General features: G+C 70.3%; 15 protein-coding genes. 6 read left to right on the plus strand and 9 right to left on the minus strand.

Translation table 11 applies throughout. From position 1 onward, the window contains the following. Positions 1-119 precede the first annotated feature (119 nt). On the plus strand, positions 120-1247 hold the full coding sequence (locus OG430_RS15540) for a hypothetical protein (RefSeq protein ID WP_327359108.1): 1128 nt from the start codon (positions 120-122) through the stop codon (positions 1245-1247). Positions 1248-1266: 19 nt separating this feature from the next. On the opposite strand, the gene OG430_RS15545 is transcribed toward OG430_RS15540, so the two are convergent. After that, complete coding sequence (locus OG430_RS15545) at positions 1267-3426, minus strand: ATP-binding protein (RefSeq protein ID WP_327353092.1); 2160 nt, start codon at positions 3424-3426, stop codon at positions 1267-1269. A gap of 215 nt (positions 3427-3641) precedes the next feature. Between OG430_RS15545 and merB the strand changes: the two genes are divergently transcribed. The 5 genes from merB (at position 3642) to OG430_RS15570 (ending at position 10597) form a co-directional block, all read left to right on the plus strand. Then, positions 3642-4271: an organomercurial lyase gene (merB, locus tag OG430_RS15550; RefSeq protein ID WP_327353093.1), complete on the plus strand. Its 630-nt coding sequence runs from the start codon at positions 3642-3644 to the stop codon at positions 4269-4271. Between the two features lie 158 nt (positions 4272-4429). Next, positions 4430-5764: a 4-aminobutyrate--2-oxoglutarate transaminase gene (gene gabT, locus OG430_RS15555; protein ID WP_327353094.1), complete on the plus strand. Its 1335-nt coding sequence runs from the start codon at positions 4430-4432 to the stop codon at positions 5762-5764. Positions 5765-6308: 544 nt separating this feature from the next. Then, positions 6309-6815 (plus strand): phosphatase PAP2 family protein, encoded by a 507-nt coding sequence (locus OG430_RS15560; protein ID WP_327353095.1) that lies wholly within the window; start codon positions 6309-6311, stop codon positions 6813-6815. A 21-nt stretch (positions 6816-6836) separates the two neighbouring features. Further along, positions 6837-9299: an McrB family protein gene (locus OG430_RS15565; protein WP_327353096.1), complete on the plus strand. Its 2463-nt coding sequence runs from the start codon at positions 6837-6839 to the stop codon at positions 9297-9299. After that, a complete protein-coding gene (locus OG430_RS15570; RefSeq protein ID WP_327353097.1) occupies positions 9296-10597 on the plus strand; it encodes an McrC family protein in 1302 nt (433 codons plus the stop codon). Before OG430_RS15565 ends, OG430_RS15570 begins: the two co-directional genes overlap by 4 nt. Before the next feature lie 24 nt (positions 10598-10621). Here OG430_RS15570 and OG430_RS15575 read toward each other — a convergent pair whose 3' ends face one another. The 8 genes from OG430_RS15575 to OG430_RS15610 form a co-directional block, all read right to left on the minus strand. Continuing rightward, positions 10622-11758 carry a chitinase gene (locus OG430_RS15575; RefSeq protein WP_327353098.1) on the minus strand — a complete coding sequence of 379 codons (1137 nt, stop codon included), beginning with the start codon at positions 11756-11758 and terminating at the stop codon, positions 10622-10624. 120 nt (positions 11759-11878) lie between these two features. Then, a complete protein-coding gene (locus OG430_RS15580; protein ID WP_327353099.1) occupies positions 11879-12340 on the minus strand; it encodes a hypothetical protein in 462 nt (153 codons plus the stop codon). A gap of 189 nt (positions 12341-12529) precedes the next feature. Then, the gene (locus OG430_RS15585; protein ID WP_327353100.1) at positions 12530-13957 is read right to left on the minus strand and encodes an NAD(P)/FAD-dependent oxidoreductase; all 1428 of its coding nucleotides are present in this window, start codon (positions 13955-13957) and stop codon (positions 12530-12532) included. A 55-nt stretch (positions 13958-14012) separates the two neighbouring features. Further along, positions 14013-14804: an ABC transporter permease gene (locus OG430_RS15590; RefSeq protein WP_327359109.1), complete on the minus strand. Its 792-nt coding sequence runs from the start codon at positions 14802-14804 to the stop codon at positions 14013-14015. Between the two features lie 35 nt (positions 14805-14839). After that, positions 14840-15775, minus strand: a complete 936-nt coding sequence (locus OG430_RS15595) for an ABC transporter permease (RefSeq protein WP_327353101.1) — start codon at positions 15773-15775, stop codon at positions 14840-14842. Continuing rightward, positions 15772-16929: an ABC transporter ATP-binding protein gene (locus OG430_RS15600; protein ID WP_327353102.1), complete on the minus strand. Its 1158-nt coding sequence runs from the start codon at positions 16927-16929 to the stop codon at positions 15772-15774. The genes OG430_RS15595 and OG430_RS15600 overlap by 4 nt, the downstream gene beginning before the upstream one ends. Positions 16930-16976: 47 nt before the next feature. Continuing rightward, positions 16977-18227, minus strand: coding sequence for a polyamine ABC transporter substrate-binding protein (locus OG430_RS15605; RefSeq protein WP_327353103.1), 1251 nt, complete (start codon positions 18225-18227; stop codon positions 16977-16979). Positions 18228-18291: 64 nt separating this feature from the next. Then, a complete protein-coding gene (locus tag OG430_RS15610; protein ID WP_327353104.1) occupies positions 18292-19851 on the minus strand; it encodes a gamma-aminobutyraldehyde dehydrogenase in 1560 nt (519 codons plus the stop codon). Positions 19852-20054: the final 203 nt, after the last annotated feature.

Here is a 20054-nt window from a genome sequence, read left to right on the forward strand (position 1 = left end):
CGATATTGTGCGGACTCCTGTGTGACCTTGTTCGATACCGCAGTTCTGCGTTAAGGCATCATTCACGGATGATCACCGGCCGGGGGGGCCGGTACGTGTCGGAGGGCGGGGCGGGCGGCATGGCCAAGGACAGGGGCGGGGAGCAGGACGGGGCGTCCATACCGGACGAGGAGTGGGAGCGGTTCCTGCGCGAGGCCGAGGCGGAGCCGGGCACGGCACCCAGGGAGCCTTCCGCACGGGAGCGCCAACGGACGGCCCGGACAGTGGACGCGGAGCACGGCTGGCGCACGTACCGTCCGGGCGGCACGGAGCAGCAGCGCCGGGGCGCTCGCCGGAAGAAGCGGATCGGGTACGCGGCCGCGGGTCTGCTCGCGCTCGGTCTGGCGGTTCTCGCGCTGAACCCGGCCGGGGTCCTCGACCCGCTCACGGGCGCCGGTGAGGACCGCACCCCCCTCGCGGTCGAGACGGCCCGCCCGGACGGGGCGCCGTCCGGGGACGGAGCGGCCGAACAGCCCACCGTGAGCGACCCGTTCAAGGGCTCGCCCGCCCTGCGGTGGGGCAACGGCCTGGACGGCATCGGTTTCCCCGAGGCGCGCGCGACCGGCTGGATGGGCAAGGCGGAGGTCGCGCGGGCGCTGCGCAAGACCCGGGACTTCCTGTCGGCGTCCAACCTGAATCCGGTGGTGCTGAGCGGGGAGCGCCCGGTGGAGGCGATCAAGCTCATCAATCCGCGTCAGCCGGACATGCGGACCTTCCTTAAGGACGCGTTCCGCAAGCCCAGCCGCGAGAGCGATCCGCTCATGCTGTTCAGCCGCTTCGACCGTACGAAGGTGAGGCCGGTCGGCGACGTCGTGAAGACGCGCGGCCGGGTCACCTACAAGGAGGGCGAGGACGGCGCCCTGGAGGTCACCGCGGACGTCACTTATGTGTACCCCGTCGTGCGGACCGAGGGGGGCAGCGACGAGGTGGCCCGGACGATCGTGCGCCGCGAGCTGGTGATGAGCTGGGACGACCCGTCGAAGGTGAACACCGAGGCGGGCACCTTCTCCCTCCGGTCGTTCAAGGCGGACCGCACCAACGGCGGCTGCGACAACCTCACCGGCTACTTCAGGCCCGAGTTCCGCTCCGACCGGTCGGCGTCCGGGACGGAGGACGGCCCGGAGTCCGATCCGTACGACCGGAGCCCCTCGATCGACGAGCTGATGGAGGGCGACGAGGACAAGTGCGGCCTGGCCTCACGGAGCTGATCTGAACCGGCGCAGCGGCTCAACCCCGCAGATCCACCAGCAACGGCGGCGCGTGCTCCCCGCGCACCGTCGTCAGCGACAGCACCGCGTGCCCGGCCGGCACCCCGTGGGCCAGCTCGGAGGCGGACCAGCGCTCGCGCTCGACCTGGCGGACGGTCACGGACTGCAGGGTCGGCGCCTTGCCGGTGATCGCCTTGCGGACCAGGTGCAGGGCCTTGGTGAACGGCGACTCGGCGATGAACTGCCGGTCGGTGATGTCCCGGGCCTCGGTCCACTCCTTGCCCCAGACCTCCGCGAACTGCTGCCCGTCCCACGGCGTCACGCCGGACAGCGACATCCGGCAGCCGGTCGCGCCGAGCAGCGGGCCGCGCAGGGGCGCCGCCACGTCGTCGAGCGTACGCAGGGTGAGCACGGCCCCGGCGTTCGCCGAGCGCAGCCGCTGGACGGCGCGGACGGCCTCGGGGGTGACGGTGCGCGAGGCGTCGTCGAGGACGAGGCAGGCGAAGAGCGAGCGGTCCTCGCGGTGTGCGGCGCTCGCGGTGAACTGGGCGAGGACGAGGCGGGCCAGGATCCGGGACGCGTCGGCGTGGCCGCGTTCGGGCAGGTCGATGCGGACCCGGACCGGGTGGTCGAGGGCGCGCAGGGAGAAGGGGCTTCCCTGACCTGACGTGTCGAAGAAGCCCGCGAAGGCCGGGCGGTCGAGCAGTGCGATGCGGTCGGCGAGGAGCCGGCCCGGGTCGCCGGGGGTGCCCGACTGCCGTTCGCGGGCGTCGAGTTCGCGGACCATCGCGTGCTGTCCGGCCTCGTCCAGGGCCTTGCGCAGGTTGTCTAGCGGCACGGGGGCGCCGTCGAGGAGCTCGCGGAGTTCCGGTACGCCGGGGAAGCGGGCGTGGACCGCGTGGAACGGGCCGAGCAGTTGGGCGAGGACGGTCGTGCTGCGGCGGCTGTCGCCGCCGGGCTGCGGGTCGGCCAGGTCGCCGACGAGGGCCTCGGCCAGGACGGCCGCGGCCTCGTCGGGGTCGGTGGTGCCGCCGTACAGGTCGAGGTCGTACACGGAGTCGGGATGTCCGACCCGGACCACGACGTCGTAGTCCTCGGCGGGCCCGAGCCCGGCCCCCGCGGCGCCGACGACCACGACGGCCGCCCGTCCGGCGAGGGCGCCCAGGCACAGGGCCTCCGCGAGCGGCCGGGTCACGCGGTCCGTCTTGCCGGAGCCGGACGGGCCGACCGCGAGCAGCGAGGTGCCGAGCAGGTCGGGGCCGAGGGCGAGGCCGGTGCCGCGATAGGCGTACGGGTTGCGCTTGTCGTCCGCCGCACGGCCGAGCCTGACCTGGCCGGTGCGCAGGTCGTGCCGGGCGGAGCGGGCGGTGAGGTCGCGGGCGCCGGAGGGGTGCAGGCAGGCGGCGGCGCCGTCCTTGAGCACGGCGCGGGTGAAGTCGGTCAGAGCGTGCCGGCCGGAGCGTACGGACTGCCAGGCCCGGTCGATACGGGTGTGGTCGACGTCGCGCATCAGGCCCGCGGCGGCCTCGCCGGCCAGCCTGTCGGCGGCTTCGGATGCTCCGGCCTGCCTCAACTGGGGCCAGCGGGCCGGGTCCTCCTGGGGGGCGGGCGGGGCCTGGGCGGGCTCGGGGCGCTTGAAGCGGGGGGCGAGATAGCGGCGCCACACCTCCGACCAGCGGCCGACGCGGCCGACGGCGACCATGATGGCGAAGGCGATGAGGCCGTAATACGTGTACCAGGTAAGGGCGTTGACGGTCCGGTCCTGGCCCGAGCGCCAGGAGTCCGGGGTGACCAGTTCGAGCGGCACCACCCACCAGCCGCCCAGATAGCCGTTCCAGAGCAGCGACCACATCAGCCAGCCGCACAGGAACGCGATCAGCGCCCCGCTCAACAACTGCCGCCCCGGCACGTGCTCCGGCTCCTGCGCGGCCCGCGCCCGATGCCCCAACCGCCACACCCCGGGCGGCGCTTCGGGCCGCGGCGCCCGCAGCCACTCGAGGAACACCGCTCCGTCGGGCCGCGGCGGCAGGGCCGGGTCGGCGCCGGGGGCATGCGCGGGGACCGGTGGGCGGGCCGGCTTCGAGGGAGGCGCGGCGGGGGGCACCGCGGGCGGCTGCGCGGGCCTGGGCACCGGCGTACCGCGCGTGCCGCGTGCGTCGTGAGTGCCGTCGCTGTCCATGACCCTTGCCCCCTGACCAGCCTGTCTGCCGTGCCGTGCGGGCCTCAATCTAGCGCCGCCGCACGGGGAGTTCAGCGATCCGCGCCCTTGCGGCGGGGCCGTCCGGGGCCACGTATGTCATTGCCGGAAGTAACGAAGGTCACACCCCGCACGTCGACTGCGCGACCAATAGGCTGGAATCAGGGCAAATAGCCCAGCAACCGGAGGTGCCCCCCATGAACGCCAACGCCGACCACGTCCAGCAGCTCGCCGACGGCCTGATCGCCAAGTGGACGTCCCCCAAGGGCGTACGCCTCATGGGCGCCGGGGCCGCGGTGGTGGGCGGGCTCCTGGAGCGGGGGCCGCTGACCCCGGTCGCCGCGGGCGAACTGCTCGACTGGCCGGCCGACGAGGTCCTGTCCGGCTTCCACGCCATGGACTTCGACCTGGAGACGGACGAGGCGGGCCGGATCACCGGGGCGGGTGTGTCCCTGAACGAGCAGCGGCCGCACACGATGGAGCTCCAGGGACGTCGCGTCACCGGCTGGTGCGCGATGGACGTGCTGATGTTCCCGGTGGTCTTCAAGGAGGCCGCGAGCGCCGTCACCTCGCGCTGCCCGGCGACCGGCGCGCCGATCAGCCTGACCGTCACCCCCGACGGCGTACGCGACCTGACTCCACCCACGGCGCACGTGACGCTCGCCCCGGCCACCGGCGCCGACATCCGCGAGGTCTTCTGCAACCGCGTCAACATCTACGCCACCCGCGAGCTCGCCGAGCAGGCGGCCGCGCAGGACCCCGACCTTGCGGTGTGCACGGTCGCCGAGGCCTGGCAGATCGGCAAGGACCTGGCCGACCTGTTCTGACGCCGCCCACCGCTCGGGGCTCGCTATGTCCGTCACGGACAACCCAGCCCGCCCACTTCTCCAGCACGGAGCATGCCCACACCCCCACCTCCCCCCTAGCCTGCGAAGAAGAATCGCATCCGATCCCCCCATTCGCCCCACCCCGCCAGGAGCCCCACATGAGCGCAGTCCCGCAGGAGCGCCGCGTCGTCACCGCCATCCCCGGCCCGAAGTCCCAGGAGCTGCAGGCCCGACGTACCGCGACGGTCGCGGGCGGCGTGGGCTCCGTGCTGCCCGTCTTCACGGCGCGCGCGGGCGGCGGGATCATCGAGGACGTCGACGGCAACCGTCTGATCGACTTCGGTTCCGGCATCGCCGTGACCAGCGTCGGCGCCTCCGCCGAGGCCGTCGTGCGCCGCGCCTCCGCGCAGCTGCAGGACTTCACCCACACCTGTTTCATGGTCACGCCGTACGAGGGTTACGTCGAGGTCTGCGAGGCGCTGGCCGAGCTCACCCCGGGCGACCACGCCAAGAAGTCGGCGCTGTTCAACTCGGGCGCCGAGGCGGTCGAGAACGCGGTGAAGATCGCCCGTGCGTACACCAAGCGCCAGGCCGTCGTCGTCTTCGACCACGGCTACCACGGCCGTACGAACCTGACGATGGCGCTGACCTCGAAGAACATGCCGTACAAGAACGGCTTCGGCCCGTTCGCGCCCGAGGTCTACCGCGTCCCGGTGGCGTACGGCTACCGCTGGCCGACCGGCGCGGAGAACTGTGGCGCCGAGGCCTCCGCCCAGGCCATCGACCAGATCAGCAAGCAGGTCGGCGCGCAGAACGTCGCCGCGATCATCATCGAGCCGGTGCTCGGCGAGGGCGGCTTCATCGAGCCGGCCAAGGGCTTCCTGCCCGCGATCGCGCAGTTCGCCAAGGACAACGGCATCGTCTTCGTCGCCGACGAGATCCAGTCCGGCTTCTGCCGCACCGGCCAGTGGTTCGCCTGTGAGGACGAGGGCGTCGTCCCGGACCTGATCACCACCGCGAAGGGCATCGCGGGCGGCCTGCCGCTCGCCGCCGTCACCGGCCGCGCCGAGATCATGGACGCCCCGCACGCGGGCGGCCTGGGCGGCACCTACGGCGGCAACCCGGTCGCCTGCGCCGGTGCGCTCGGCTCCATCGAGACGATGAAGGAGCTCGACCTCAACGCCAAGGCGCAGCGGATCGGGGCGATCATGAAGCCCCGGCTGGCCGCCATGCAGGAGAAGTTCGAGGTCATCGGCGACGTCCGCGGCCGCGGCGCGATGATCGCGATCGAGCTGGTCAAGGACCGCACCACCAAGGAGCCCGCCCCGGAGGCGACCGCCGCGGTGGCCAAGGCCTGCCACCAGGCCGGTCTGCTGATCCTGACCACCGGCACGTACGGCAACGTGGTCCGCTTCCTGCCGCCGCTGGTGATCGGCGAGGACCTTCTGAACGAGGGCCTGGACATCCTCGAGGAAGCCCTCGCCGGCGTCTGACCCCGGGGTCGACTCCCGCCGTGGCCCGGGGAATCCGTGGGGAATCCGTTTTCCCCGAGCCGCGCTGTCCATGTATGGACTTTTCGGGATGCGGAAACAGCGACCTGCGGTAATAGTCGGGCCATGTGAAGAACGTGTGCGGGCCCCATGGCGGCATGACGTTCCGCCTGTCGGACCCGCACCCCCTGTCGTAGGTTTTACGCAGATGAGAGAAACACCCCGCCCGCAGGGGACTGCGGGCGACACCGGAATGGAGCCTCCCCAGCCCCGTTTCGGACGTGCCCTCGCGCACACCACCGGAGCCTCGCGCTCCGGGATTCCTCACCGATCGGATGGCCGCCCGCCCCACACCCCCCGGGGCGCGCGGTACCCCGGTCCAGGCGACTGCCCCGGAGCTACCCCCCCTGCTCCGGGGCAGTCGGCATTCCTCCTCCCGCTCCTGTTCGGGATCTGCGCCCTCGTCTTCGCCACGATCAGCTGGCAGGTCGTCACCGACGGCCCGCTGCGCCGCGCCGACGAGCGCCTCGGCCTGACGGTCGGGCACGTGGGAATCCCGAACCGCGCGGCCGAGTTCCTCGCCGACCTGGGCGGCATGACGCTCGCACTGCCGGTGCTGGCCGCCGCACTCGCGTACGCCGCCTGGCGCGCCCGCCGCGAGGAGGAGCCCCGCTGGTGGGCCGCACCGCTGACCGCGGCCCTCGCGATGCTCGCGGTGCCGCTCCTGGTCGTCCCGCTCAAGGCCCTCTTCGACCGGCAGGGCCCGCCGGGCATGGGCGGGCACGGCGGGTTCTACCCGTCGGGCCACTCGGCGACGGCGACGGTGGCGTACGGCGCGGCCGTCCTGCTGCTCGCACCGTACGTACGCTCCGCCTACCTGCGCCGCGAACTACTCATCGGTGGCGCGCTGTTGGTGGCCGCGGTGGGGGCAGGTCTGGTGCGGCGCGGGTATCACTGGCCGCTGGACGTGGTGGCGAGTTGGGCGCTCGGGGGGATGCTGCTGATCGGGGCTGTCACAGGGGCGCGATACCTTCGGAGATCGACCGAGGAGTAGCACCAGGCGAGGGGTGGCACGGTGGCGGAGCACGATCAGGTGGTGGTCACCTTCGAAGGCCGCGACTACGCGTTGACGCGGTCCCCGGGCGAGGTGATCCTGCCGGCACACGGGCGGATGATCCACCACGACGCCGCCTGCGCCCACCTCACCGACTCCGGCGACCTGCCACGGTTCCCGGACGCCGACGGGCTGTTGTGGCGACGCCTCATCGACTCGGCGCCGTCCGACGACACCACGGGGCGTACCCGGTTCGCCCGTGCGCACGGATTGCTCGGCGGCTCGGGACGGCCGCTCACCGCGGTGTGCAGCTGCGTACTCAAGCCGATCTCGCCCACTCAGGCGGAGACCCTGCGGCCGTGGCCACTCGACGAGGCGATAGCCGCATTCGACCGGGACAGCCAGCAGACGGTCCTCGACGAGATGAACACCCAGGCCGAGGAGATCCGCCACGCCTTCCCCTGGGAGGAATGGCCCGACCTGCCGCTCGAGCGGTACGCACTCGGCCTCGGAGACAGCAAGCAGACCAGGCCGTACTGCTACCTGATGGAGTTCGGCACCAACGTCCTGGGCAGCATCGCAGGCGGCTCCGCGATGAAGCACCTGATCTTCTGGCGTGCCCAGGAGGGCAGCTGGTGGCACGACTCTCGCTACCCGGACGCGGACCAGGCCTGGGCGGCCATCCGCAGCGGGCTCATCGAGGCCGTCACCGCCGCACGCGAAGGGCGGGTGGCCGACATCGACAACATCGAAGCGGTGCGCTCCGGCCCCGCCCTGGTGGCCAAGACGCTGCGGGTGTACGCCCCCGAGACCTCGCTCGCGGTCTACGCGGCCGACTGGGTGCGGCACTTCATCGCGCGGCTGACCGGTGAACCAGTGCCCAAACTGGAGCGGTTCGCCCTGCAGGCCAGACTGCAGTCGCTCATCGCCGAGCGGTTCCCCGGCTGGTCCCCCGACCTGGCCGTCCAGTTCCTCTACTGGTGGGCCGACCCGAGCAAGATCCGCCAGACGGTGAAGATCGCTGCGGGGCACGGGGGCGAGCTGTGGGGCGAGTGCCGGGCGGGCGGCTACATCGCGATCGGCTGGGACGAGGTGCCCGATCTGCGCTCCTACACCGACAAGGACGAGTTCCTCACCGCGTTCACCGCCGCCCTCTCCGAGACGTACAACGGCCACAAGTCCAAGATCTCCGCCAAGGCCAACGAGGTCTGGAAGCTGCTGAGTCTGCGTCCCGGCGACCTGGTCGTCGCCAACAAGGGCACCAGCGAGATCCTCGGTGTGGGACGGGTCACGGACGAGGGGTACGTGTGGCGCCCGGAGCGCCCCGACCACCGGCACACCGTGAGCGTGGAGTGGGACGAGAGCTATGCCGGCCGGCTCGACGAACCCGAGCGGTCGTGGGCCACCGTCACCGTCAAGGACGTGCCCGCTTCCTTGTGGGCCAAGATCCGGCGGGGACGCAGCACCCAGGCGGACTCCGAGCCCGCTCCCGAGGCCGAGGTCGTCGGGAGCCAGCCGCTCGACACCGAGCTGCAGCGCATCGCGGACGCGCTCGAACGCCGAGGCCAGGCCGTCCTTTTCGGACCGCCGGGCACCGGCAAGACGTACACTGCGCTGCGCTGCGCCGTCCGCTGGCTCGGCGAGCTTTCCGGCGCGCTGCCCGACGTCGACCCGTACGCGGAGCCGGGCAGCAGGGCGTACGGCGAGACATTGGACGCGCTCACCGCCGCCGGACGACTGACCGTCGTCACCTTCCACCCGAACTACGGCTACGAGGAGTTCGTGGAGGGGTTCCGCCCGGTCAGCCCCAAGGGTGGCACCGGCCTGGCTCTCGACCGGGTCGACGGCGTCTTCAAGCGGGTCTGTGCGACCGCGGCCGCCGACCCGGAGCACCCCCACCTCGTGGTGATCGACGAGCTCAACCGGGGGAACCTGCCCAAGATCTTCGGCGAATTGATCACTCTTCTCGAGAAGGACAAGCGGGGCCGCTCGGTCACGCTCCCCCTGTGCGGCGAGCCGTTCTCCGTGCCGCGCAACGTCTACGTGATCGGCACCATGAACACCGCCGACCGCTCCATCCGCATGGTTGACGCCGCGATCCGCCGCCGCTTCGCCTTCCTCGAACTGCTGCCGGACTCCGGGCCCCTGCAAGGCTGCCACGTCGACCAGTTGCACCTTGCCGACCTCCTCGACGTCCTGAACGAACGCATCAGGACCCGGCTCGACCGCGAGAAGCAGATCGGGCACGCCTTCCTCCTGCCGAACGGCGCGCCCGTGGACTCCGTCGCGGAGCTTGCGGCGATCGTGCGCAGCGAGATCCTGCCGCTACTGCAGGAGTACGCCTATGACGACTACACCCTGCTGGCCGAGTTCCTCGGCGAGGAGCTCGTCGACCCTGAGGCGCACACTCTGCGCGAGAAGTCCGACGAAGGTCTGGTCGCCGCCCTGTACACCGAACTGCAGGTCAGGAGCGGACCGGAGTGACCGTGCAACCTGCGCGGATCACCCTGTGCGAATACGGCCGCCAAGTCGTGGAGGGCGTCCGCCTCACCTCCGCCGACCGCCACCGGATATCCGACCCCCGCCTGGTCGAGCGGATCCGGGTCCAGGAGCTCGCGCATGGGCGGCTGGAGTTGACGGCCGGCCCGTACGTCGGCGTCGTACAGCTGGATTCCTGCGAGATCCGGGTGCGGCCCAAGTACCTGGGCGAGGAGCTGGACGTGCTGCGCATGCTGGCTTACGTGCAGGGCCGCGCGGGCTCTCTCGACGCCGGGCGGACCCTGGCGGGCGGTACCCCGAATCTTCGGGATCTCGTGGCACTCCTCTTCGTCGATCAGGCGGAGCGGCTCCTCGCTCGCGGTGTGCGGCGGGACTATCTGACGTTGGAGGGCGATCTGCCCGTAGTACGGGGCCGCCTGCTGCCCGAGCGCCAGTTGGTCCGCCACCACGGACGGGTCGACAGGCTGGCCTGCCGGTTCGACGAGCATGACGCGGACATCCTGGACAACCGACTGTGCGCGGCGGCCGCCGGCCTGGCCGCCCGCACCGCGCACTCCCCAGTCGTGCGAGCCCGCGCCCGGCGGGTCGCGGCGCAGTTCGCGCGGTACGCCCCCACGCCGCTCGGCGATCTGCGTACGGCCCTCGCCGGGCTCGACTACCACCGGCACAACGCGCATTACCAGGACGCTCATCGCTGGGCCGTGCTGTTGCTGACCGGAGGCGGGATCGACGATCTCTTTTCCGGCGGGCCCCTGGCCGCCCGCGCGTTCCTCATCGACATGAACGCTCTGTTCGAGTCCTTCGCCGTCCGGCTGCTCGGCGATGCCTCGGCGACGGCAGGTTCCGGCTTCAGCGTCCAGGACCAGGCCCGGCACCGCGGCGTCCTGCACAACGAGCACACAGGCAGGCACTACAGCGAGGTACGACCCGATGCGCTGCTCTCGGGGCACCGAGGCGGCCGGCCGGTGCGGCGGCCGGTGGACGTCAAGTACAAGCTGTACGACACCAAGAAGGTCAGCACGGCGGACCTTTACCAGGCGTTCCTGTATGCGCACGCGCTCGCCCGGCAGCCTGCGGGCGAGACACCGACCTGCGTGCTGCTGCACCCCGGCGGACCCACCGCGGCGCGGGCGAGCGTCGCGGTGCGGCGCTGGGACGGGGGGACTTCGGCACGGGTGAGGACGGTTCCGCTGGACCTGTCCGCGGTGCTCCATGCGCTGAGTGAGGGCGGAGCCGGGCGACGGGAGGCCCTGCTGCGCCTGTGGGATCAGGTGGCGGCCTGACCCCACGCGCGAGGGCCGGCGGCGTCAGCCGAAGTAGCCGTCGAAGTTCTTCGAGAACTCCCAGCCGCTGTAGCGGTCCCAGTTGATCGACCAGGTCATGAGGCCGCGCAGGGCCGGCCAGGTGCCGTGGGGCTGGTACGTGCCGCAACTGGCGCCCTTCGTCAGGCAGTCCAGGGTCTTGTTGACCTCGGCGGGCGGGACGTGGCCGTTGCCCGCGTTGGTGGAGGCCGGCATGCCGATGGCGATCTTCTCCGGGGGCAGCGGCGGGAAGACGTTGTCGGTGTCGCCCGCCACCGGGAAGCCGGTGAGTAGCATGTCGGTCATCGCGATGTGGAAGTCGGCGCCGCCCATCGAGTGGTACTGGTTGTCCAGGCCCATGATCGGGCCCGAGTTGTAGTCCTGGACGTGCAGCAGCGTCAGGTCGTCGCGCAGGGCGTGGATGACAGGCAGGTACGCGCCCGCGCGGGGGTCCTGGCCGCCCCATTTGCCGGTGCCGTAGAACTGGTACCCGAGCTGCACGAAGAAGGTCTCCGGCGCCATCGTGAGCGTAAAGCCGTCGCCGTACCGGGACTTGAGGGTCTTCACCGCGGATATCAGGTTCACGATCGACGGGGTCGTGGGGTTCTTGAAGTCGGTGTCGGCCGTGTCGAGGACGAGTGAGTGGCCTTCGAAGTCGATGTCCAGGCCGTCAAGTCCGTACTCGTCGATGATCGCGGAGACAGAGGAGACGAAGGTGTCCCGGGCCTGGGTGGTGGTGAGCTGGACCTGGCCGTTCTGGCCGCCGATGGATATCAGGACCTTCTTGCCCGCGGCCTGCTTGGCCTTGATCGCGGCCTTGAAGTCTTCCTTCGACTCGACGTTCGGGCACTCGGTCTGCGGGCAGAGCGAGAAGCGTATGTCGCCGGACGTGGCCGAGGTGGGTTCACCGAAGGCGAGGTCGATGATGTCCCAGCTGTCGGGGACGTCGGCGAGGCGGGTGTAGCCGGAGCCGTTGGCGAAGCTCGCGTGCAGATAGCCGACCAGGGCGTGCGTGGGGAGAGCGGTGGGCTCGGCGGCGGCCGCACGGGCGGCCGGTGCCGTGGTTGCCGCGGTGAGCAGTCCCGACGCGACCAACGTCAGGGCGGCGAGCGCGGTGCGGAGTCTGGGGCGTGAACGATGCACAACTGCCTCCGGGCATGGGGGATTTGGAGGGCAGGACGCGTTCAACTTGGTCCAGACCAATTCTGTTGTCAAGACCTCTGACGATTCTTCGAGGCTTCGGATCTCTCAGGTTCAGGTGTCTCACATTCCCTCCGCGTCCCGCGCGAGATGCGCGGCCGCCTCGTGCATCGCGAGCTCCAGCAGGGCCGGATCCGTGAGATTGCCGGTGCCGTCCGGAGCGATCAGCCAGCGGACCCCGCCGGTGGCCCGCCCGGGGTACGGCACGACGATCCAGGTGCCGCGGCCTGCACCGCGTACGCCCGTACCGACCCAGCGGCCGGCCGTTCCCGGTGGCACGAAGAACCCCATCCGGGAATCGCCGAAGTCGGCGAGCACGGGGCCCGGTCGGTCGATGCAACGGGTCAGCACGTCGAGCGTCGGATAGCCGAGCTCGCCCGGCAGGATCAGCACGTCCCAGAGCCGGCCGGCCGGGAGCAGGGCGACCCCGAGGGGGTTGCGCTCCCACTCCCACCGGCAGGCCTCCGGATCCGGCGCGACCGAGACGAGCCATTCCACTGCCGACTTTGCCCCCGAGCCAGTCATGGCGGGGCCTCCCTTTCACCGTGAAAGCTATGCCTGTCACGGGAGAGAGGGGCCTCACGCCATCTGCTTACGCGGGTTCTGGCTACTTTCTGGTAGTGAACCGGGTCACACCGTCTGAGCAGGGCGTACGCCCCCGGAGTGACCTCGGCTCACCTCCTGGGCTCGTGCCGGGAGCGTCCCGGGCGCGGCTCAGCTGTCGAAGCCGAGGCCGAGCCGGTCCATGGTCTTCAGCCAGAGATTGCGCCGGCCGCCGTTCTCGTCCGCGCGGGCCAGCGAGCGCTTGGTGAGCTCGATGCCGGCCCAGGCGAAGGGCTCGGGAGGGAAGGGCAGGGGCTTCGTGCGGACCATTTCCAGGCTCGTACGCTCCGTGCGCTCCCCCGCGAGGAGGTCGAGCATGACGTCCGCGCCGAAGCGGGTCGCGCCGACGCCGAGACCGGTGAAGCCGGCCGCGTACGCCACCCGCCCCTTGTGCGCGGTGCCGAAGAACGCCGAGAAGCGGGAGCAGGTGTCGATCGCGCCGCCCCAGGCGTGGCTGAAGCGGACGCCTTCGAGCTGCGGGAAGCAGCGGAAGAAGTGGGCGGCGAGTTTCGCGTACGTCTCCGGTCGGTGGTCGTGTTCCGCGCGGACCTTGCCGCCGTACGGATAGATCGCGTCGTAGCCGCCCCACAGGATGCGGTTGTCGGCGGAGAGCCGGAAGTAGTGGAACTGGTTGGCGCTGTCGCCCAGGCCCTGGCGGTTCTTCCAGCCGAGGGCGCCGAGCTGTTCGGGGGTGAGCGGCTCGGTCATCAGGGCGTAGTCGTAGACCGGGACCGTGTAGGGGCGCACCCGGCGGACCAGGGACGGGAAGACGTTGGTGCCGAGGGCGACGCGGCGGGCGAGGATCCGGCCGTACGGGGTGCGCACGGCCATGCCGTCGGTGCCGTGGGCGGTGAGGGCGGTGGCGGGGGTGTGCTCGTAGATGCGTACGCCGAGCCGGCGGCAGGCGGCCTTGAGGCCCCAGACCAGCTTGGCGGGGTTGAGCATGGCGACGCCGTCGCGGTCGTGCAGGCCGCCGAGGAAGGTCGGCGAGTCGACCTGGGCGCGCATCGCGTCGGCGTCGAGGAGCTGGACGCCGGAGTCGAGGCCGTGGGTGCGCATCTCCTCGTACATCTCGGCCAGTTCGGCGACCTGGTGGGGTTCGGTGGCGACGTCGATCTCGCCGGTGCGCTCGAAGTCGCAGTCGATGGAGTAGCGGGCGACCGCCGCCTCGATGGCGTCGAGGTTGCGGGCGCCGAGCTGCTCCAGCTTGTCGATCTCGCCGGGCCAGCGGGCCAGGCCGTTGGGCAGGCCGTGGGTGAGGGAGGCGGCGCAGAAGCCGCCGTTGCGGCCGGAGGCGGCCCAGCCCGCCTCCTTGCCCTCGACGAGGATCACCTCGCGGTGCGGGTCCCGCTCCTTGGCGATGAGCGCGGTCCACAGTCCGCTGTAGCCGCCGCCGACGACCAGGAGGTCGCAGCTCTCGTCGCCGGTGAGGGCGGGTTCGGCGGCCGGCCTGCCCGGGTCGTCCAGCCAGTAGGACAGCGGCTGGGCGTCCGCGAGGGACTTCAGAGTGGCGGCACGGGTCATGGCGCTTGGGGCCATGATTTCAACTCCCTTGGAACTGCTTGATCTGGTTCGTTTGGTTCGTTTGCTTCGCTTACGAGTGCTGCTTCTTGCGGCGGTTGGTCACGACCATTCCGGCCAGGACAAGGAGTACGGCGATCGCGAACATCGCCGTACCGATGACGTTGATCTGCACAGGTGTACCGCGCTGCGCCGATCCCCAGACGTACATGGGGAAGGTGACGGTCGAGCCCGCGTTGAAATTGGTGATGATGAAATCGTCGAAGGAGAGCGCGAAGGCGAGCAGCGCGCCCGCGGCGATTCCGGGTGCCGCGATCGGCAGGGTCACGCGCACGAAGGTCTGCACGGGGCCCGCGTAGAGGTCCTGCGCCGCCTGCTCCAGGCGCGGGTCCATCGACATCACGCGCGCCTTGACCGCCGTCACGACGAAGCTCAGGCAGAACATGATGTGCGCGATGAGGATCGTCCAGAAGCCGAGCTGGGCGCCCATGTTGAGGAAGAGCGTGAGCAGGGAGGCGGCCATGACGACCTCGGGCATGGCCATCGGCAGGAAGATCAGCGAGTTGACCGCGCCGCGCGCCCGGAACCGGTAGCGGGCCAGCGCGAAGGCGATCGCCGTGCCGAGGGCGGTCGCGCCGATCGTCGCCCAGACGGCGATCTGGAGGCTGAGCGAGAGCGAGCCGCACAGGTCGGCGACGCCGCAGGGGTCCTCCCAGGCGTGCGTCGAGAATTCCTGCCAGGCGTAATTGAAGCGCCCCTTCGGCTTGTTGAAGGAGAACACCATCACGACGATGTTCGGCAGGATCAGGAAGGCGAGCGTCAGCAGACCCGCGATCACCACGAGCCGCTTGCGGAGCCAGCGCACGCTCGTGCCCAATAGGGAACTCCGTTCCGTGACCATCAGACCAAGTCCTCCGTTCCGGACCGGCGGATGTACAGCGTGACCATGATCAGGATCGCCGCCATGAGGATGAAGGAGAGGGCCGCGGCCGTCGGGTAGTCGAGGACCGTCAGGAACTGCGACTGGATGACGTTGCCGACCATCTTCTCGCTGGTGGAGCCGAGGAGCTGGGCGTTCACGTAGTCGCCGCTGGCCGGGATGAAGGTGAGCAGGGTGCCGGAGACGACGCCCGGCATGGAGAGCGGGAAGGTGACGCGCCGGAAGGTCGTGATCGGGCGCGCGTAGAGGTCGCCCGCTGCCTCGTGGAGCCGGCCGTCGATGCGCTCCAGGGAGGTGTAGAGCGGCAGGATCATGAACGGCAGGAAGTTGTACGTGAGTCCGCAGACCACGGCCAGCGGGGTGGCCAGGACCCGGTCGCCCTCCGTCATGCCCAGCCAGGACGTCACGTCGAGGAGGTGCAACGAGTTGAGCGCCCCGACGACGGGCCCGCTGTCGGCGAGGATCGTCTTCCACGCCAGCGTACGGATGAGGAAGCTGGTGAAGAACGGCGCGATCACCAGGATCAGGACCAGGTTGCGCCAGCGGCCCGCCTTGAACGCGATGAGGTACGCGAGCGGATAGCCGAGCACCAGGCACAGGATCGTGGCGACGCCCGCGTACAGGACCGAACGCAGGAACTGCGGCCAGTAGTTACTGAGCGCGTCCCAGTAGGTGGCGAAGTGCCAGGTGACCTTGTAGCCCTCTTCGAGGGAGCCGGTCTGTACCGAGGTCGAGGCCTGGTAGAGCATCGGCAGGGCGAAGAAGACGACCAGCCAGAGCAGGCCGGGCAGCAGAAGCCAGTACGGCGTGAGGCGGCCTCGCTTGCGGGGCTTCTTCAGCGGTACCGGGGGCTCGGGCGCGGCCTCGGGGGCCGGCGCCTCGGCGACGGTTGTCATGCCACCGCCTCTTCCTCGACCTTTTCGACGCCCGCGTCGATGTCCTGGGACGCGTCGAGGCCGAAGGTGTGGGCCGGGTTCCAGTGCAGGACGACCTCGGCGCCGGGGGTGAGGCGGGTGTCGCGGTCGACGTTCTGCACGTAGACCTCGAACTCCGGGCAGACCGGGCTGTCGATGACGTACTGCGTCGATACGCCGATGAAGCTCGTGGCGGCGATGCGTCCGGTGACGCGGTTGCGGCCCTCGGGGACGCCCTGCGCGTCGTCGGCGTGGGTGAGGGATATCTTCTCGGGCCGTACGCCGACCAGGACCTTGCCGCCCGCCGCGGAGGGGCCCGAACATCGATCGAGGGGCAGGGCCAGCCTGCCGTCGGCCGTCTTCACCACGAGTTCTTCGCCGCTCTTGGCGTCGACCTCGGCCTCGATGAGGTTCGAGGTGCCGAGGAAGTTGGCGACGAAGGTGGTGTTCGGGTTCTCGTAGAGGTCGGCGGGCGCGCCCAGCTGCTCGACGCGGCCCGCGTTCATCACGGCGACCTGGTCGGCCATGGTCATGGCCTCCTCCTGGTCGTGCGTGACGTGCACGAAGGTGATGCCCACCTCGGTCTGGATGCGCTTGAGTTCGAGCTGCATCTGACGGCGCAGCTTGAGGTCGAGGGCGCCCAGCGGCTCGTCGAGGAGCAGCACGCGCGGGTGGTTGATCAGGGCGCGGGCCACGGCCACGCGCTGCTGCTGACCGCCGGAGAGCTGATGCGGCTTCTTGCGGGCCTGCTCGCCGAGCTGCACCAGGTCGAGCATCTCACCGACCTGCTTCTTCACCGACTTGATGCCCCGGCGGCGCAACCCGAAGGCGACGTTTTCGAAGATGTCGAGGTGCGGGAAGAGCGCGTACGACTGGAAAACCGTGTTCACAGGCCGCTTGTACGGCGGCAGCGCGGTCACGTCCTGATCGCCGAGGTGCACCGTGCCCGAGGTGGGGTCCTCAAGGCCGGCGATCATGCGCAGGGTGGTGGTCTTGCCGCAGCCCGAGGCGCCGAGCAGGGCGAAGAACGAGCCCTCGGGGACGGTCAGATCCAGGGGATGGACGGCCGTGAAGGAGCCGTAGGTCTTGCCGATCCCGGTGAGGCGGACGTCGCCGCGCGTCTTGTCGTCAGTCATGTTTCCTACAAGGGGATGAGGGGCGGACTCGAGCGGGAGAGGGTGACTCAGGCGCCGGTGAGCTGGGCGAACTTGCCTTCGTACGCCTTCTCTTCCTTGCTGTCGAGCAGTCGGAACTCGTGCGACTGCGCGGCCATCTCCTTGGTGGGGACGATCAGCGGGCTGTCCGCCAAGTCCTTGTCGATCTTGGCCAGTTCCGGCTTCACTCCGTCCACGGGGCAGACGTAGTTGATCCACGCGGCGAGTTCGGCGGCGACCGGGGGCTCGTAGTAGTAGTCGATGAGCTTTTCCGCGTTCGCCTTGTGGCGCGCCTTGTTGGGGATCAGCAGGTTGTCCGAGGACGTGATGTAGCCGCTGTCCGGGAAGTGGAACCTGATGTCCGGGTTGTCCACCGCCAGCTGGACGATGTCACCGGCCCAGCCGACACAGGCGGCGAGGTCGCCCTTCTCCAGGTCGCCGGTGTAGTCGTTGCCGGTGAAGCGGCGTATCTGCTTGCTGTCGACGGCCTTCTGGAGGCGGGCTATCGCGGCGTCGAAGTCGTCGTCCTTGAAGTCCGCCGGGTCCTTGCCCATGTCGAGCAGCGTCATGCCGACGCTGTCGCGCATCTCGGAGAGGAAGCCGACCTTGCCCTTCAGCTTGGGGTCGTCGAGCAGCTGCGAGATGGAGGTGACCTCCTTGCCGCCGGTGGCCTTGACGTTGTACGCGATGACCGTGTTGATGCCCGTCCACGGGTAGGAGTGGGCGCGGCCCGGGTCCCAGCTGGGGCTGCGGAACTGCGGGATGAGATTCGCGTACGCGTGCGGCAGATTGGCCGCGTCCAGCTTCTGCACCCAGCCGAAGCGGATGAGGCGGGCCGCGAGCCAGTCGGTGACGCAGATGAGGTCGCGGCCGGTGTCCTGGCCGGCCCGCAGCTGGCCCTGGATCTTGCCGAAGAACTCGACGTTGTCGTTGATGTCCTCGGCGTAGTCGACCTCGATCCCGGTGCGCTTGCCGAACGCGGCGAGGGTGGGACGGTGGTTCTTGTCCTTCTCGTCGACGTCCATGTACTCGGCCCAGTTGGAGAAGTTGACTTGCTTCTCATCCCTGGAGTGATCGTCGGCGGCGACACCACCGGAATTGCTCGTGGCCGCGGGGATGCCGCAGCTGCTCAGCGCCCCGAGTCCGCCGACGGCGAGGGCGCCGCTCCCGGCCCCGCGCAGCAGGGAACGCCGGGTGAGGGAAGCCCGGCCACGGCTCAGAGTGCGCCGCATCGCGGCCAGTTGGGGTGGGGACAGACGGTCGGGCTCGTACTGCTCCATGCGCTTGATGCCCTTTCGGGATGGCCCTTGCGGGAGGGTTCGCCGCTGGTCGGTGCGGCTGCTGTTATCGGTCCCCGAAGATCGTGCGGTGCCAGTCCTTGCGCGCCACCGCGGTGTTGTCGTACATGACGTGCTTGACCTGTGTGTACTCCTCGAAGGAGTAGGCCGACATGTCCTTGCCGAAGCCGGAGGCCTTGTAGCCGCCGTGCGGCATCTCGCTGAGGATCGGGATGTGGTCGTTGATCCATACGCAGCCCGCCTGGATCTCGCGGGTCGCGCGGCCGGTGCGGTAGACGTCGCGGCTCCAGGCGGAGGCCGCGAGGCCGTAGGGGGTGTCGTTGGCGAGGCGGATGCCCTCGTCGTCCGAGTCGAAGGGGAGCACCACGAGGACCGGGCCGAAGATCTCGGACTGGACGATCTCGCTGTCCTGGGCGGCGTCGGCGATCAGGGTCGGTGCGTAGTACGCGCCGCGCGCGAGGCCGTTGGTCTTCGGGGCCTCGCCGCCGGTGACCACGCGCGCGTAGCCGCGGGCCCGGTCGACGAAGTCGGCGACGCGGTCGCGCTGGGCGTGGCTGATGAGCGGGCCGAGGTCGGTGGACTCGTCGAAGGGGTCACCGAGCCGGATCGTCGCCATGAGGTCGGCGACGCCCTGCACGAACGCGTCGTGGAGCGGCCGCTGTACGTACGCGCGCGTGGCGGCCGTGCAGTCCTGTCCGGTGTTGATCAGCGCACCGGCGACCGCGCCGTGCACCGCGGCCTCCAGATCGGCGTCGTCGAAGACCACGAAGGGGGCCTTGCCGCCGAGTTCGAGGTGGAGGCGCTTGACGGTGGCGGTGGCGATCTCGGCGACGCGCCTGCCGACGGCGGTCGAGCCGGTGAAGGAGGTCATGGCCACGTCCGGGTGGCCGACCAGGTGCTCGCCCGCCTCCTTGCCGGCGCCGGTGATGACGTTGACGACGCCGTCCGGGATGCCCGCCTCGGTGGCGGCCTGCGCGAACATCAGTGAGGTCAGCGGGGTGAGCTCGGCGGGCTTGAGGACGATCGTGTTGCCCGCGGCGATGGCCGGCAGGACCTTCCAGGCGGCCATCTGGAGCGGATAGTTCCAGGGCGCGATGGAACCCACGACGCCGATCGGCTCGCGCCGAACGTACGAGGTGTGGTCGCCGGAGTACTCCCCCGCGGACTGGCCCTGCAGATGCCGGGCGGCGCCCGCGAAGAAGGAGGTGTTGTCGACCGTCCCCGGGACGTCGAACTCCCGGCTGAGCTTGATCGGCTTGCCGCACTGCAGGGACTCGGCCCGCGCGAACTCCTCGGCGCGCTCGGCCAGTACGCCCGCGAAGCGGTGCATCGCCTCCGAGCGCTCGCCGGGAGTGGCACCTGCCCAGCCCGGGAAGGCGGCGCGGGCGGCGGCCACGGCGGCGTCGACGTCCTTGGTACCTGCGAGGTCGTACGTGAACACCGCGTCGCCGGTCGCGGGGTCGATCACGGCGTGCTCGCGGCCCGAAGTGCCCGCGCGCAGCTCGCCGTCGATGTATTGCGCACCGGATGGGAGGGCGACTCCGTGGGGGGCGTTGCCGTCTTTGGCCTGGCGGCTTCCCGCTTCACTGCTTCCGGCGTTGCTCATCGCGCGCTCCGTAGCTCCAGCTCGATTTGAGTGCCGATCCTGACAGAGGGGATGCCCTCCGCCAAGGGATTCCGTTGTTGCCTTTTGGTTACGCGACGGATTCTGTCGACCAGGTGTCGAGTGACCCTGGAAAATGCAGGACGGAGTGTCAGTGGTGGATGGAAGACTCGCGTGCATGGGGATCGGCCGGGGGAACGGCCAGG

The sequence above is a fragment of the Streptomyces sp. NBC_01304 genome (assembly GCF_035975855.1).
GTDB lineage: Bacteria > Actinomycetota > Actinomycetes > Streptomycetales > Streptomycetaceae > Streptomyces.

Coding starts and splice junctions, on each gene's coding strand:
- OG430_RS15540 (WP_327359108.1), top strand. CDS start 120: ATGGCCAAGGACAGGGGCGGGGAGCAGGACGGGGCGTCCATACCGGAC.
- OG430_RS15545 (WP_327353092.1), bottom strand. CDS start 3,426: ATGGACAGCGACGGCACTCACGACGCACGCGGCACGCGCGGTACGCCG.
- merB (WP_327353093.1), top strand. CDS start 3,642: ATGAACGCCAACGCCGACCACGTCCAGCAGCTCGCCGACGGCCTGATC.
- gabT (WP_327353094.1), top strand. CDS start 4,430: ATGAGCGCAGTCCCGCAGGAGCGCCGCGTCGTCACCGCCATCCCCGGC.
- OG430_RS15580 (WP_327353099.1), bottom strand. CDS start 12,340: ATGACTGGCTCGGGGGCAAAGTCGGCAGTGGAATGGCTCGTCTCGGTC.
- OG430_RS15585 (WP_327353100.1), bottom strand. CDS start 13,957: ATGGCCCCAAGCGCCATGACCCGTGCCGCCACTCTGAAGTCCCTCGCG.
- OG430_RS15595 (WP_327353101.1), bottom strand. CDS start 15,775: ATGACAACCGTCGCCGAGGCGCCGGCCCCCGAGGCCGCGCCCGAGCCC.
- OG430_RS15600 (WP_327353102.1), bottom strand. CDS start 16,929: ATGACTGACGACAAGACGCGCGGCGACGTCCGCCTCACCGGGATCGGC.
- OG430_RS15605 (WP_327353103.1), bottom strand. CDS start 18,227: ATGGAGCAGTACGAGCCCGACCGTCTGTCCCCACCCCAACTGGCCGCG.
- OG430_RS15610 (WP_327353104.1), bottom strand. CDS start 19,851: ATGAGCAACGCCGGAAGCAGTGAAGCGGGAAGCCGCCAGGCCAAAGAC.